Raw genomic sequence first — 14,784 nt, 5'->3', positions numbered from 1 at the left:
GCACCGATGACAGATCATCAGCAGATTGAAGAGCAATCAGTCGGAAACCGGGTCCTCTTTCATGGCCGCGTTCATCCGACGGCGCAGGAGGGGGCCGATGATGTACGGCAGGATCAGTCCCAGGCCGGCCACGATCCACAGGCTCAGTGCCAGCGGGCTGGCCCACAGAATGCTCCAGTCGCCGTCGGAGATGACCAGGGCGTGGCCCAGGTTCTTCTCCATTTCCGGCCCCAGCAGCAGACCCAGAATGATCGGCACCATGGGAATCTCCAGCTTGCGAAGGATGAAGCCGGCGATGCCGAAAGCGATCATGAAGTACAGATCGAAGGTGCTGTGGCTGATCGAGTAGATGCCCACGAACGCCACCATGGTGACGATGGGCAGCAGGTACATCGGCGGCACCGACAGCAGCTTCACGAAGAACCCGACCAGCGGGATGTTGAGCAGCAGCAGGATCACGTTGCCGATCAGCAGTGCCGCGATCACGCCCCAGACGATGTCCGCGTTCTGGGTGAACATCAGCGGGCCCGGCGTGATGTTGAGGGAGATCAGCATCGCCAGCAGCACGGCGGTGGTGCCGCTGCCCGGAACCCCCAGCGTCAGCATGGGCACCAGCGCGCCGGAAGACGCGCCGTTGTTACCGGCCTCGGGCGCCGCCACACCGCGCGGATCCCCTTCGCCGAACTGGCTGCGTTTGCCCAGGTACTGCTTCTCCAGGGTGTAGCTGATGAAGCTGCCCAGGGACGCCCCCGCGCCGGGCAGGACGCCGGCGATGAAGCCGAGGATGCCGCCGCGGAACATGGTGGGCACCGCCTGCAGGATCTCTTTCGGGCGCAGCATGAGCTTACCCACCTTGATCAGCTTGCGGCCGGCTCCGGCGCGCTGCTCGATGAAGAACAGCAGTTCGGAGATGGCGAACAGGCCGACGATGGCGAGGATGAAGTCAATGCCCTCAAACAGCTCCAGCACGCCGAAGGTGTAGCGCTGGGTGCCGGTGGCGATGTCGATGCCCACGGTGGAAATCATCAGGCCCAGGGTGGCCGCGACGACGGTTTTCATCGGGTTCTTGCCGGTGATGCCGCCGAGGGTGGCGAACGCCAGCATGAACAGCGCGAAGTACTCCGCCGGGCCAAAGGTCAGGGCGAACTTGGCCAGGGCCGGGGCCAGCAGGATCAGGCCGATGGTGCCCACCAGGCTGCCAGCGAACGAGGCGATGGCGGACATGGCCAGGGCCTCGGCCGCCTTGCCTTTCTGGGCCATGGGATAGCCGTCCAGGCAGGTCATCATCGCCGGTTCGTCACCGGGAATATTCAGCAGGATCGAGGAAATCCGGCCGCCGTACATGGCGCCCGCGTAGACGGACGTCAGCAGGATCATCGCCGTTTCCGGCGGCAGCCCCAGGGTGAACGCCAGCGGAATCAGGATCGCCACGCCGTTGGCCGGCCCCAGGCCGGGCAGGGCGCCGATCAGGGTGCCGATGAAGGCGCCGAACAGCGCGAACATCAGGTTGGTCGGGGTCAGGGCGACGGCAAAGCCGTCCATCAGAAACTGAACCGTCTCCATTATTCGAACTCCAGGAGTCCGCCGGGCAGACTCAGTTCCAGACCGTAGTTAAACAGCACGAACACCACGACGGCGCCGATCAGGCCGATGACGAAGGCCGACCGCAGCCGCGCGCCCATGCGCCAGCACAGGGTGCCCACCGCCAGGGTGGTGGCGATGACAAAGCCCAGCGGCTCCAGCAGGAAGGCGTAGGCCACCAGGATGGCGATCGACAGCAGGATCTCGGCGGCGGTGCGGCCCATTGGCCACTGGGCATCCGGGTCCGGCTTGACGATCAGGTAGACGCTGGACAGGGCCAGGACGATGGCCAGCAGCGTGGGAAAGGTCTCGGGGCCGACGGTCTCCGTGCCGCCGAAAGGCTCGGGCCACTGTTGGGCGGCCCAGCCATAGGCGGCGGCGAGGACGAACAGCCCCAGACCGAGGATACGGTCGCCGCGGGCTGTCATTTCAGCAGCCCTATTTCACGGGACAGTTGCTGGATGTCGTCCACCTGCTTGTGGATGAAGCTGTCGAACTGGTCGGAGTCCGGGTGGAACGGGATCAGGCCGTTCCGCTTCATGACCTTCTTCCACTCGTCGCTGGCGTAGACGGTGTTGATGGCGTCGGTCCAGTAGGCCTTGGCCTCGTCGGAAGCGCCCTTGGGCATGTAGAAGCCGCGCCAGTTCGGGCCGACGGCGTCGATGCCCTGTTCCTTGGCGGTGGGAATGTCGCTCAGCTTGCCGGGCAGGCGCTCATCGGCCAGCACCGCGAGGATGCGGATATCGCCGGATTCCATAAAGCCGGTGGTCTCGGTGACGTCGCCGGTGAAGGCGTCCACCTGGCCACCGACCACCTGGGTCAGGGCTTCGCCACCGTTGTTGTAGGACAGGTAGGGCACGGAAGGCAGCTTATCGACGCCGGCTTCCTTGGCCGTCATCAGCACCTTGAGGTGATCCCAGCCGCCGCGGGCGCTGCCGCCGGCGAACTTGACCGAGCGCGGGTTGGCCTTCATGGCGTCCATCAACTGGTTCAGGTTCTGGTACTTGGAATCCTTGCCCACGGCAATGATTCCGTAGTCAGCGCCCAGCGCGCCGACCCATTGCACCATGTCGGCGTTCATGCCCGGGAACTGGTTCTGGGCCAGACGGGTGATGGTGGCGGTGGAGCCGGCCACCAGCAGGGTATCGTCGTCGTTACGCTTGCTGATGGTGTGGGCATAGGCCACGCCACCGCCGGCGCCGGCCATGTTGGTGGTCTGGACGCTGCCCGGAACCAGCTCAAGATCCTGCAGCACGTTACCGACGCTGCGGCAGGTGAAATCCCAGCCGCCGCCGGGATCGGACGGGGCGATACATTCGACTTTTCCGGAAGGCTCCCAGGCCAGGGCGGAAACACTGAACGTGGCCATGGCCACGAAGGACAGGCATCGTTTGATAAGCATCGTTGTCACCTCGGTTTGTTGTTGTCTCGCTATCAGCGCAAGCCGGAACCGGTCGGAGGCCGGCGCTCGCGTGTGGAAACATCGTTCGGGTCCCGGGTGGCGCTTGCGGTTTTGTAAGTAGTAAGACCTACCCGGAACATGACGGGCAGGTTAAGGAGTGAACAGGAACAGCAGAAGTTTGTGGGCGTAAAGCCTTTAAAGAATTTAAAGCGCGTTTTGTTCATAAAGTTCACAGGCAAAACGCCACCGAGTGCAGTAACCTGAAGGGCTATAACAAAGGCGTGATGCAGACGCTCCCAATACTGAAGCCCGTTCCCGACCATGCGCTGGACGTACCGAAAGCCCAAACTCAAAACCCGGATGATCCTCGTACTGGGCCTGGTCAGCGCCCTGCAGACCGGCCTGATCGGCGGGTTTGCCGGCTACTACCTGAGCGAATCCCTGTACGACGAGATCGGCCAGCGCGCGCTGATGGTCGCCAAGACCGTGGCGGCCATGCCGGCAGTGATCGACGGCGTGCAGCGGCGCGACTCCGACGAGCTGATGGCGCTGAGCGAGCGGGTGGCGCAGACCAACCAGGCGCTGTTCATCGTCATCGGTGACCACAACGCCATCCGCCTGGCCCATCCCGACCCGTCGCGCCTGGGGCATTCCATGGCCGACGACGACGGCGACTACGGCACCCGCGCGCTGGTCCACGGCGAGGGCTACGTAGCGCGGGCAGAGGGCAGTTTGGGGCTGTCCATGCGCGGCAAGGCGCCCATCGTGGTGCCCGAGACCGGCGCCATCATCGGCATCGTCTCGGTGGGCTACTCGCTGGATCAGGTGCTCTCAACCATCGCCCGCTACAACATGGTGCTCTACACGGTTATGGGCCTGATGCTGCTGGGCAGCGTGCTGGCGGCCATCGTCATCGCTGGGCGCTTCAAGCGCGCCATCTTCGGCCTGGAGCCGGAGCAGATCGCCGCCATGTTCCAGGAACGAGATGCCACCCTGCAGTCCGTGCGCGAGGGCATCATCGCGATCAACCGGGACGGCGTGATCACCACGTTCAACCGCACCGCCGTGGATACCCTGAACCTGGAGGCGGACACCCGTCTGGCGGGCCGTCCCATCGACGAGGTGCTGCCCGAGAACAACCTGACCCGAGTGATCGAGACCGGCGAATCCGCCTTCGACCAGGAAGTCTGGATGCGCGGCCGGCAGATGATCGTCAACCGCCTGCCGGTGCGGCAAGGCGGTCGCATCATCGGCGTGGTGGCCAGTTTCCGGCTGCGCGACGAGCTGGACCAGGTCAGCCGCCAGTTGACCCGCATCCAGCAGTACGCCGACACCCTGCGCAGCCAGACCCACGAGTATTCCAACAAGCTGCACACCATCGCCGGGCTGATCCAGATCGGCGCCAACGACGAAGCCCTGAGCCTGATCGGCAGCGAAGTGGACGACCACCAGGCGCTGATTCACCTGCTGCTGGAAGCGGTGCCGGACTCTGTACTGGCCGGCTGTCTGCTGGGCAAGTACAACCGGGCGCGGGAAATGGGCCTGCGCCTGGTGATCGATCCGGACAGCCAGATGGCGGACCTGCCGGACAACCTGCCCAAGGACCAACTGGTCAGCGCTCTGGGCAACCTGATCGACAACGCGCTGGAAGCCACCCGGCAGCAGACGGGGGAGGGCGGCCTGGTCCACCTGAGCATGACCGATCTGGGACACGACCTGATCTTTGAAGTGGAAGACCAGGGGCCAGGCGTTCCCGAAGACCAGCACGAGCGCATCTTCGAGCGGGGCGTGACCAATAAGCCGGATGGCGATCACGGCATCGGCCTTTTCCTGGTGCGGCAGTTCGTCGAGCGCTGGGGCGGTTCGGTGACGGTAGAGACCCTGCAGCCCTCGGGCAGCCGTTTCACGCTCTATCTGCCCAAAGTGCCAGCGGCGACAGGGCAGGATCAGGCCAAGGCAGCGTCCGCCCACTGAATGAGCGGGAGCACCGGCCGGCGTTGCGGCCGTGGCGCGGGACTGGTGTGATGGCGGGCATACCGGATGCGGCGCTCGGGCACAACCTGAACGACACGGACCATCCAACAAGAACGAGAGAGACCAGCGAGTGAAGACGATTCGACTGCTGATTGTGGAAGACGACCGGCAGATTGCGGAAATCCAGCGGCGTTTCATCGAGCGCATTGATTTCGTGGAGTTGTGCGGCATTGCCCATTCTCTGGCGGACGCCCGCGACCAACTGGATGTGCTGCAGCCTGACCTGGTGCTGCTGGACGTCTATTTCCCCGACGGCAACGGCCTGGAGTTACTGCGTGAACTGCGTGCCGGCGACAGTCCGTCGGACGTCATTCTGATCACTGCGGCGCGGGAGGTGGAGACGTTGCGCAGCGCCCTGCGTGGCGGCGTGTTTGACTACATCCTCAAGCCGCTGGTGTTCGAGCGCCTGCAAGCGGCGCTGCAGCGCTATCAGCAGCACTTGGACACCCTCGACAGCCTCGGCGACCTGGCCCAGCGCGAAGTCGATGCCCTGTTGCCGCGCAACACACCGGAGACGGACGCACCAGCCGCGTCGGCCCCGCGACTTCCCAAAGGCATCGATCCGCTCACCCTGGACAAGATCCGCGACGTGGTGCGCGCACCGGGCGACTGGAGCGCCGACGCCGTGGGCCAGCAGATCGGGGCCTCACGCACCACCGCGCGACGCTATCTGGAGTACCTGGTCACCGCCGGCGAGCTGACCGCGGAAGTCAGCTACGGCACCGTGGGACGCCCGGAGCGGCGTTACCGGTCTGTGACACCGGCCCACTAAGCGCCCTGCGCGCATCCACCTCATCGTTGACGGCCATGAAGCGCTCGGGCCGGGCGGCACGCACGGCTGCCAGGCCGCCGACTGTGCTTCCGCCTTTCCTGAAGGGGTTCCCGTTCAGGCTGGACCGGGATCTGGATGACTAAAAATGCTAAGTTTGCGCAAACCGATTAGATACGCTCATGGAGGCCGGCCGTGCTGGACCGCAATCACCTTGCCATTCTGCGGGAGATCGACCGCCAGGGGTCGATGACCGCCGCCGCGGACAAGCTGTTCCTGACCCAATCGGCGTTGAGCCACACCGTGAAGAAGCTGGAGCACCAGTTGGGCACGCCGTTGTGGACGCGCGAGGGACGCAGCATGCACCTGACGCAGGCCGGCTATTACCTGCTGTCGGTGGCCAACCGGCTGTTGCCGCAACTGGAACACGCGGAGACTGTGGTGGGGCAGATGGCGCAGGGCCAGCGCGGGACCCTGCGCATCGGCATGGAGTGTCATCCCTGCTACCAGTGGTTGTTGAAGGTGGTGGCACCCTACCTGGAACGCTGGCAGCAGGTGGATGTGGACGTCAAGCAGAAGTTCCAGTTCGGCGGGTTGGGCGCCTTGCTGGGCTACGACATCGACATGCTGGTCACCCCCGACCCGATCCAGCGCCCGGGGCTGATCTTCACGCCCGTCCATGATTACGAGCAGGTGCTGGTGGTCAGCCGTTCCCACCGCCTGGCGGGGCGTGAGTGGGTGGAGCCGGCGGACCTGGAAGACGAGGTGCTGATCACCTATCCCGTGGAAGTGGAGCGGCTCGACATCTTCAACCAGTTTCTGCTGCCGGCGCAGACCATGCCGCGCAAACACAAGACTCTGGAAACCACCGACATCCTGCTGCAGATGGTGGCAGCCAACCGGGGCGTCGCCGCGCTGCCCCGCTGGCTGGTGGAGGAATACGCGCATCGGATGCCGCTGGTTCCGGTTCGTCTGGGTCCGACCGGCATCGCCAAGCAGATCTTCCTCGGTGTCCGTGAAGCCGAACTCGAGGTGGATTACCTGTCGGCGTTCCTGGCGCTGGCGCGCGACGTGGACTGGTGAGTGACGCAGGTGTATCGCCGCGCGTGGGTCCAATGGCTCCGGGTGCTGTCATGGAACGCTGAGTTCCAGTTGCCTGTCTACTGATTCTGTCGACAGTCCGCTATGTTTAAACGCAGGCAACAGGCACGGGATTCCCCGGCCGCCGGACATTGTGAGGTGGATCATGAGCAACCTGAGTGAAGCGCTGGCGGGCGACTGTGATGTTGACTGCTCCTGCAGCGCCATTGAAATGATCATCCAGCCCCGCGAAAAGGACCTGGGTGGGTTCTCCGTGAGGCGTGTCCTGCCCACCCGCGAGCGCCAGATGGTGGGGCCCTGGATCTTCTTCGACCACATGGGGCCGGCGGATTTCCCGGCCGGTGAGGGCATCAATGTCCGCCCGCATCCTCACGTCAATCTGGCGACGGTCACCTACCTCTTTGAAGGCGAGATCCTGCACCGGGACTCCCTGGGGAGCGTACAGCCGATACGGCCCGGCGATATCAACCTGATGGTGGCCGGTAAGGGCATTGTGCATTCCGAGCGGGAGCGGCCCGTAGTAACGGCCACCGATCACCGCCTGCACGGCCTCCAACTGTGGCTTGCCTTGCCGGAAGACCAGGAAGAGACCGAACCGGCTTTTTATCATTACCCCAGCGCCGATATTCCGGCCCTGGACGTGGACGGTGTTCCCGCCCGGGTCATCATGGGGACGGCCTACGGCGTGACCTCGCCGGTCAAGACCCATTCGGAGACTCTGTACGTCGAAGCCCACCTCCAGCAAGGACAGTCTCTGGTGTTGCCGGATGCGCCCGAAAGGGCTCTCTATGTGGCCGATGGAGCGATCCGGGCCCGAGAGTCCATTATTCCGCAGTACGCCATGGCGGTCTTTGAGCGCAAGGCCGGTATCGAGATTGTCGCCACGGAAGAAGCGCGCATCGCCGTGGTTGGAGGCGAGGCGTTTCCGCCCCGTTTCATGGAGTGGAATTTCGTGTCCAGCCGCCAGGAACGACTGGACCAGGCAAAAGCGGATTGGCAGGCGGGCCGTTTTCCGAAGGTGCCCGGGGACGAGGACGAGTTCATTCCGTTGCCCGGCACCTGACCGTAGGAATCCCGCGTTATCCATCACCCGGCAGCCGGAAATCCACCTCGTCCAGGGCCTCGGCAACGAAATCCAGGAAAGCCCTGACGGCCGGTAACAGGCCTCTCCGGGAAGGAAAGACCGCGTGGAAGATGCCGCCACGCGGTCGCCATTCCGGCAACACGCTGACCAGCCGCCCTTCCAGCAGGTCCCTCCCGCCCACGATCAGGGGCATCTTTATGACGCCCAGCCCGGCCAGCGCCGCCTCTCGCAAGGTGAACACATCGTCGGTGACCAGGCGCGGCTGGTGGTGGATCTGGACGGAGGCACCTTCAGGGCCATCCAGGCACCAGACGTGTTGGCCGTCCCACTGTTCGAAATCGATGCTGGGCCAGTGGGCCAGATCGTCCGGCGTGGCGGGGGACGCTTGCGCCGCTACCAGATCCGGCGCAGCCATCAGGCACTGTGGGCTTTTCGAAAGCACCTTCATGGTCAGGCCGCTGTCCTCCAGCGGTGGATAGCGGACTCTCAGGGCGAGATCATAGCCTTCCCGGACCACGTCGACGCGGCGACTCGTCGCGTTCATTTCAATCTTTACTTCCGGATAGCGTTCCATAAAACGCACCACCAGAGGGGCGATCAGAAAGTAGATCAGCCCCGGCGGGCAACTCAACCGGATGCAGCCCTTGGGTTCGGACTGTGACCGGTCAATGACTTCCTGCGCGGCCTCCGCTTCCACCAGCATGGCCAGGCAGTGCCGGTAGTACTCCTTACCCAGTTCCGTCACGGTGAATCCCCGCGTGGACCGATTGATCAGGCGCGTATCCAGGCGATGCTCGAGTTCTGCAATCCGGCGGCTCAGACGGGATTTGGGCAGTCCCAGGGCGCGGCCGGCGGGGGCGAAGCCACCGTGATCGACCACCTTGACGAAGTAGTAGAGATCATTCAGGTCCTGCATATGTCGGCGTCCTATTACTGGAACTCAGAGTATGAAAATTGGTGCCTACTCGCGGCGTCCGGGCTGCTCTATCGTGATGGTTGATCGCTGGGTGATGACGTGCCAGATGATTGCACAGCGAACGATGCATCGGGAGACGGTCGTGATGAAAAAGATAGCAACGACATACAGCCCTCCCCGTGGCCACTGGGTTGGCGATGGGTTTCCGGTTCGAACACTCCTGTCCCATGAGCGAATGGGCGCGAGGAATACGTCGCCGTTCCTGCTCATTGACTACGCCGGGCCCGCGTCCTTTCCACCGGCTACGAGCCGGCGAGGTGTCGGCCCGCATCCCCATCGCGGCTTCGAAACCGTCACGCTTGTCTTCCAGGGCGAGTTGGCGCATCGCGACTCGGCCGGCAACGGCGGTGTGATCGGGGCGGGCGATGTGCAATGGATGACGGCGGGTGCCGGCATTGTCCATGAGGAGTTTCACTCTCCGGCGTTTACGGAACAGGGCGGTGTACTGGAGATGGTCCAGCTGTGGATCAACCTGCCAGCACGGGACAAAAGCGCGCCTGCCGCTTACCAGACCCTCCTCAGCAACCGGATTCCCACAATCCCGTTGAGTGACCAGAGTGGCGAGCTGCGCATTATTGCTGGCGAATATCGAGGGCGGCGTGGCCCGGCCAGGACCTTCACGCCCATCAACGTCTGGGATATCCAGGCGGAACCGGGCGGTCGGATTGCCCTTGACCTGCCCGAAGGGCACACGACGTTTGTGGTGGTGCTGAGCGGAACGGTCCTGCTCAATGGCTCGGACATCCTGCGTGACGCCGGCCTGGCTTCCCTGGAACGCAGCGGCACAACGATTGAGCTGGAAGCTAACAACCGGGCCCGTCTCCTGATCCTCACCGGCGAACCCATTGATGAGCCGGTGGTGGGGCAGGGGCCCTTCGTCATGAACACCCGTCAAGAGATTCAGCAGGCGATCAGCGACTTCCGGGAGGGGCGTTTCGGCCTGCTTGAGCGCTAGACCATCCGGTCTGGTGAGGTGAGTGTCCGGTCGACAGGCCGGAGAACCAAGCAATCAAAGACGCAAAATCAAAGACACAAGGAGATGGCTCATGGCTTTTCAATACAAGCGACTGGACAAAGACGACGTGGCGCTGCTGCTGGTTGACCATCAATCGGGGTTGTTGTCCCTGGTCCGGGATTTTTCCCCGGACGACTTCAAGAATAACGTGCTGGCTCTGGCGGACATTGCCAAGTTCTTCAATATTCCGACCATTCTGACCACCAGCTTCGAGGATGGCCCCAACGGGCCTATGGTGCCGGAGCTCAAGGACGCGTTCCCCGACGCGCCGTATTTTCCGCGCCCGGGCCAGATCAATGCCTGGGACAACGAGGATTTCGTAAAGGCGGTGAAGGCGACCGGCAAGAAACAGCTGCTGATTGCGGGCGTCGTGACGGACGTTTGCGTGGCTTTCCCCACTCTGTCCGCCATAGAGGAAGGGTATGAGGTGTTTGTCGTTACCGATGCCTCGGGTACCTTTAACGCCGTCACCCGGGATGCCGCCTGGCGTCGCATGGAGGCGGCCGGTGCCCAGTTGATGAACTGGTTCAGCGTGGCTGGCGAATTGCACCGGGACTGGCGTAACGACATCGAAGGCTTTGGCGGTATTCTGGCCAGCCACCTGCCGCATTATTCCAACCTGATGCAGAGCTTTGCTTCCCAGCAGAAGTAACGGTTCTGGGCATCAGGCCCACACGGAACGTGGGCCTGATCGGCACGGCGACGGACGATGAGTGATGCCATGAACGACCCACAAGAAAGAACGGAACCCGGAGCGCCCCGTGAGTCTGGGGCGCACTATGAATCCGGGCGAACCATTTTCATTCGCCACACGGTACGGCCGCGCGAACGGGCACGGTACGAAACCTGGCTCAGGCAGATCATTGAGGCGGCGGCCCGGTTTCCCGGGCATCAGGGCGTTCATGTGCTGCGACCACCCGAGGGAAGTCAGGCTTTCGAGATCGCGGTCCGGTTCTCCGGCGCCCAGCAAGCGGAAGCCTGGCTGGACTCCGATATCCGCCGGGAACTGGTCGCCGACATCCTGCCCGCACTGGAGCAGGATGAGCAGGTGGAGATCCGAACGGGCATTGAGTTCTGGTTCACGCCGCCGGCATCCGGGGCCAAACAGCCGACGCGCTGGAAACAGTGGCTTGTCACCACCGCGGTGATCTGGCCGCTCACTATGGTTGTCCCACTTCTTTGGCAGCCCGTTTTTGAAGCTCTCCCGACGCTTTCCACCTGGGGCATTCGGCACGGGTTGATTGCGGGTACCATCGTGGCCCTGGTGGTGTACCTGGTCATGCCCCGAGTGGTTCGGCTGGTGGCGCCCTGGCTGTTTCGCTAGGCGATCAGTCTGCTGGCCGCCGGTCTCCCTCCAGGAAATTGGCGGTAAACACCGCCTTGCCGTGGGTCTCGAACGACCATTTCATGGTCTCGGACAGAACCCGCATCACGGCGTCGAACTCGCCGAACACCTGGGTGCTCATGCGATTTGGGTGTACTTCCAGCTCGCTGCTTTTCAACCGTTCGATGACCTGCTTGATGCAGGGTTTATAGTCATCCTGCAGCGGGTAGTGGCTGATCTGCACGGATAGATACATGGTTCAATCTCCTCTGGCCGTGGTTCTGTGACTTCAGCCTAACGCTAGCCGGGCGGGGCGGACCAGCGTTTGTCCGTGCTTCTGCTAATCTCCCAATAAGAGGCGTGAGCAGGGAGCATCCGGATTGAGCGGCGACGAGCTGGAAATGACATGGCGGCTGCTTGCCGCATTGGGCGCCGGGGCAATCATCGGCTACGAGCGTTCGTTCCACGGTCGTCCCGCGGGCTTTCGCACCCACTCGCTGGTGTGCCTGGCGTCCAGTCTGCTGATGCTGGTCACGGTCTACGAGTCCCACTGGATCCCGGAGACCATGGCGAACGTCCGGCTGGACCCGACCCGGATGGCCCAGGGCATCATGACCGGCATCGGTTTCCTCGGGGCGGGGGTGATCGTCAAGGAAGGCCTGACCGTGCGCGGTCTCACTACGGCGGCGTCGATCTGGGTGACGGCGGCTATCGGTATTCTCGCAGGCGTTGGCTTCTACCTGCCGCTGACAGTGTCGTTGCTGATCGTCGTGGTGGTGCTGGCCCTGTTCCGCTGGGTCGAGAGTAAGGTGCCCACCCAGGGGTTCTATCATTTCGATGTGCAGCTCACCCCCTCGGCGGACATGAACGAGCAGTTCGTGCGTGACCTGATCGAGCGCCACGGCTTCAGCATCGCCCACTTCAGCTACCGGGTCCACGCCGAGCGCCAGGTGCGCCGGCACAAGATGGTGCTGTGCTCGACCGACGACAGCAGCGCGGCCCGTCTGGCCGAGACCCTGGAAATCACGGAGGCGGTGATCGAGTTCCGGATTGCACCCATGCTGGGCTGATGCAACCGGAGCGAGGCGTCCTTTTGGGTGTCATGGACGTAGGAATCAGAAGAAACCCACATTACGGACGTCATTCATGCCGCCGATCCCGCTCCTGATCCCTCTGTTGCTACTCAATGCCTGCTTCGTGTTACTGCAGTGGCCTGGTGCTGCGGTGTTGCCCTGGCTGGCGGTTGAGACCCTGCTGCTGGCCGGGCTGTTCAACCTGCTGCCTGCCTCCCGCTTCAGCCTGCTGTTGGCCTGGCTGCTGGGCGCCGGGTACGCCCTGATGAGCCTGCTGGCGCTGGCGGACCTGGCGATCCACCAGGCGCTGGGGCGGTCGCTCAACCTGATATTGGATGGTGGGCTGGCCGGCAAGGGGCTGGAGCTGGTGGCGGCGAACCTGGGCGGGGCGGCGGCGTTGGTTGCGGTCCTGGTTCTGCTGCTCTGGTTTGTCGGTGTGACCTGGTTGGTAAGGACGCTGTTAATGCGCCTGCAGCGACCCCGGGTAGCGCCGCCGTTGGCCTGGGGGCTGTTGGGTGTCGGCCTGTTGAGTGTTCTGCTGGTGCCTGTGCGTCAGTCGCCGGTCGTTATTAGTGGCGCTGGGCTGCTGGCGGAGCAGTGGTCGTTGGCGCTGGAAACCCGGCAGGCCAGCCGGGCGTTCGAGCAGCGGCTGTCGGCGCCGATGGGCACGGATGGTGCCAAGCCGCTGGGCGCCCTGGCTTCCAGCAACGTGATGCTCGGCTTCGTCGAATCCTACGGTATGGCGGCGCTCAATGATCCCCGCTATCGGGAACGTATCGGGCCTCGTCTGGATAGCATGGCGCAGGCGCTGGAGCAGGCCGGCCTGGCGGTGGTCAGCGGCCGCCTGCGCTCGCCGGTGCAGGGCGGAGAGTCCTGGTTGGCCCACGCCACCTTGCTCAGCGGCCTGTGGGTGGACAGCCAACTGGACTACGACATTCTGCTGGCCAGCGGTTACCCGACCCTGATCGACGACTTTCGCCACACCGGCCACGACACGGTGGCGGTGATGCCGGCGATTACCCGTGCCTGGCCGGAAGGTGAACGGCTGCGCTACAACCGAATCTACGACGCCGACAGTATGGGGTACGAGGGGCCGCCGCTGAACTGGGTCACCATGCCGGACCAGTACACCTGGTCGTTCTTCGAACGCCGTGTCCGGCAGCCCGGCGCGACGCCGGTGTTTGCCGAGCTGGCGCTGATCAGCAGCCATGCGCCCTGGGTACCGATCCTGCCGGTGCTGGACGACTGGCGGACCATCGGTGCCGGCCGCGTGTTCGAACCCTGGCAGGGAGCCGGGGAGGCGCCGTCAAGCCTGTGGCAGGACCCGGAGCGGGTGCGTCAGCACTATGCGCGGGCTCTGGATTACTCGCTGGCCGTGGCCACGGACTACGCCACCCGCTATCTGCAGGACAACGATCTGCTGATCCTGCTGGGAGACCACCAGCCGGCGCCGCTGGTGACCGGCGACGGCGCCAGCCGGGATGTGCCGGTGCATGTGATCAGTCGCCGGCCCGAGCTGCTGCAGCCGTTTCTGGACGAGGATGCGGATACGGTCCTGCCTGGATTCCGGCGCGGCACCTGGCCGCAGGCCGGGCAGGCGGGCGCCGGCATGGACGCTCTGAGGTCCTTCCTGCACGTCCATTATTCAGGGAGCGTCCGGGTCAGCGCTCTCAGTCCGCCGGAAAGCGCCCGATGACCTGATAGTGCGAGCCTTCCGGTCTTCGTGTGCTGCTGAACAGGCTGACGTGGTCCACCCCGAACGGCGGCAGGCTCAGGCCTTGGTGCTGTTGCAGTAACTCGCGCAGGCCGGATGGCGGTTCGCGTTTGTCCTGTCGGGCAGCGTACTGACGGGTCCGCCGACCCCGAAAACGGGCCAGGGTGATGTGCGGGTGGTAGGCGCGGCCCTGCGGCTCAATGTCCAGCGGTGCCAGGCGCCGGTGCAGTTCGTCATGGAGTGTCGCCACCGCCGCCTCCTCGCGTACGCCGACCCACAGATTCTTGGGGTGCTGACTCGACCCGAACAGGCCGATGCCTTCGACGGTCAAGTTGAAGGGCGTCACCGTCAGTCCGTGCAGCGCATCGTAGATCGCCGGCAGGTGATCGTCGTCCAGGTTGCCAATAAAACACAGGGTCAGGTGCAGTTGATCCGTGGTCTGCCAGCGTGCGCCCTTGAGGTTGCTCCTGATTGCGACCAGCGAGTGCTTGATGGCGTCCGGAAGTTCCAGGCCGACAAACAGGCGGAGCATGTCGTTCTCCATTATTTTCCAGTCCAGACCCTCACAGTTTAGCCGTAATTCGGCGGACCCGGTGAAAGTGGCCGGAGGCCCGGCTCACAGGGTCTGCGCGGGTGAAAAGCTCGTAATATAACTAATTGATTAATAAAACGTATTCCCAGGTTAACCCCGTTTCCTGAAAAGTTCCGTTA

15 protein-coding genes are annotated in these 14,784 nt (G+C 63.8%); 9 read left to right on the top strand and 6 right to left on the bottom strand.

The annotated features are described in order from the left end of the window. Positions 1-36: 36 nt before the first annotated feature. Genes GQB00_RS14280 through GQB00_RS14270 form a run of 3 tightly spaced genes read right to left on the bottom strand, consistent with a single transcriptional unit; the run spans position 37 to position 2,983 of the window. Positions 37-1,563, bottom strand: a complete 1,527-nt coding sequence (locus GQB00_RS14280) for a tripartite tricarboxylate transporter permease (RefSeq protein WP_165856826.1) — start codon at positions 1,561-1,563, stop codon at positions 37-39. Beyond that, complete coding sequence (locus GQB00_RS14275) at positions 1,563-2,009, bottom strand: tripartite tricarboxylate transporter TctB family protein (protein ID WP_165856825.1); 447 nt, start codon at positions 2,007-2,009, stop codon at positions 1,563-1,565. Before GQB00_RS14275 ends, GQB00_RS14280 begins: the two co-directional genes overlap by 1 nt. Beyond that, entirely contained in the window at positions 2,006-2,983 is a 978-nt protein-coding gene (locus GQB00_RS14270; RefSeq protein ID WP_165856824.1) for a Bug family tripartite tricarboxylate transporter substrate binding protein, read from the bottom strand. Before GQB00_RS14270 ends, GQB00_RS14275 begins: the two co-directional genes overlap by 4 nt. A gap of 321 nt (positions 2,984-3,304) precedes the next feature. Between GQB00_RS14270 and GQB00_RS14265 the strand changes: the two genes are divergently transcribed. The 4 genes from GQB00_RS14265 to GQB00_RS14250 all read left to right on the top strand — a co-directional run bounded on the left by GQB00_RS14265 (position 3,305) and on the right by GQB00_RS14250 (position 7,950). Then, positions 3,305-4,957 carry an ATP-binding protein gene (locus tag GQB00_RS14265; protein ID WP_228160698.1) on the top strand — a complete coding sequence of 551 codons (1,653 nt, stop codon included), beginning with the start codon at positions 3,305-3,307 and terminating at the stop codon, positions 4,955-4,957. A 130-nt stretch (positions 4,958-5,087) separates the two neighbouring features. Then, positions 5,088-5,789: a response regulator gene (locus GQB00_RS14260; RefSeq protein WP_165856823.1), complete on the top strand. Its 702-nt coding sequence runs from the start codon at positions 5,088-5,090 to the stop codon at positions 5,787-5,789. A 192-nt stretch (positions 5,790-5,981) separates the two neighbouring features. Further along, positions 5,982-6,869: a LysR family transcriptional regulator gene (locus tag GQB00_RS14255; protein ID WP_111497864.1), complete on the top strand. Its 888-nt coding sequence runs from the start codon at positions 5,982-5,984 to the stop codon at positions 6,867-6,869. 163 nt (positions 6,870-7,032) lie between these two features. Then, a complete protein-coding gene (locus GQB00_RS14250; RefSeq protein WP_165856822.1) occupies positions 7,033-7,950 on the top strand; it encodes a pirin family protein in 918 nt (305 codons plus the stop codon). Positions 7,951-7,966: 16 nt separating this feature from the next. On the opposite strand, the gene GQB00_RS14245 is transcribed toward GQB00_RS14250, so the two are convergent. Further along, a complete protein-coding gene (locus GQB00_RS14245; protein ID WP_111497862.1) occupies positions 7,967-8,887 on the bottom strand; it encodes a LysR substrate-binding domain-containing protein in 921 nt (306 codons plus the stop codon). A gap of 145 nt (positions 8,888-9,032) precedes the next feature. On the opposite strand from GQB00_RS14245, the gene GQB00_RS14240 reads away from it, so the two are divergent. The 3 genes from GQB00_RS14240 to GQB00_RS14230 all read left to right on the top strand — a co-directional run bounded on the left by GQB00_RS14240 (position 9,033) and on the right by GQB00_RS14230 (position 11,286). Beyond that, the gene (locus tag GQB00_RS14240; RefSeq protein WP_165857104.1) at positions 9,033-9,902 is read left to right on the top strand and encodes a pirin family protein; all 870 of its coding nucleotides are present in this window, start codon (positions 9,033-9,035) and stop codon (positions 9,900-9,902) included. Positions 9,903-9,993: 91 nt separating this feature from the next. Continuing rightward, positions 9,994-10,614, top strand: coding sequence for an isochorismate family cysteine hydrolase YcaC (ycaC, locus tag GQB00_RS14235; protein ID WP_111497861.1), 621 nt, complete (start codon positions 9,994-9,996; stop codon positions 10,612-10,614). 69 nt (positions 10,615-10,683) lie between these two features. Then, positions 10,684-11,286: an antibiotic biosynthesis monooxygenase gene (locus GQB00_RS14230; protein ID WP_165856821.1), complete on the top strand. Its 603-nt coding sequence runs from the start codon at positions 10,684-10,686 to the stop codon at positions 11,284-11,286. A gap of 4 nt (positions 11,287-11,290) precedes the next feature. Here GQB00_RS14230 and GQB00_RS14225 read toward each other — a convergent pair whose 3' ends face one another. After that, positions 11,291-11,542 carry a YkoF family thiamine/hydroxymethylpyrimidine-binding protein gene (locus tag GQB00_RS14225; protein ID WP_165856820.1) on the bottom strand — a complete coding sequence of 84 codons (252 nt, stop codon included), beginning with the start codon at positions 11,540-11,542 and terminating at the stop codon, positions 11,291-11,293. A 145-nt stretch (positions 11,543-11,687) separates the two neighbouring features. On the opposite strand from GQB00_RS14225, the gene GQB00_RS14220 reads away from it, so the two are divergent. Further along, positions 11,688-12,356 carry an MgtC/SapB family protein gene (locus GQB00_RS14220; RefSeq protein WP_228160696.1) on the top strand — a complete coding sequence of 223 codons (669 nt, stop codon included), beginning with the start codon at positions 11,688-11,690 and terminating at the stop codon, positions 12,354-12,356. 76 nt (positions 12,357-12,432) lie between these two features. Continuing rightward, positions 12,433-14,055, top strand: coding sequence for a hypothetical protein (locus GQB00_RS14215; protein WP_207950799.1), 1,623 nt, complete (start codon positions 12,433-12,435; stop codon positions 14,053-14,055). Here GQB00_RS14215 and thpR read toward each other — a convergent pair. After that, entirely contained in the window at positions 14,030-14,605 is a 576-nt protein-coding gene (gene thpR, locus GQB00_RS14210; RefSeq protein ID WP_165856819.1) for an RNA 2',3'-cyclic phosphodiesterase, read from the bottom strand. The genes GQB00_RS14215 and thpR overlap by 26 nt on opposite strands. Between the last annotated feature and the right edge of the window lie 179 nt (positions 14,606-14,784).

This window comes from Marinobacter sp. JSM 1782161, from assembly GCF_011421605.1.
Classification (GTDB): domain Bacteria; phylum Pseudomonadota; class Gammaproteobacteria; order Pseudomonadales; family Oleiphilaceae; genus Marinobacter_A; species Marinobacter_A bohaiensis.
Note: the sequence above shows the minus strand (reverse complement) of the source record. Positions and strands in the feature narration are given on the sequence as shown.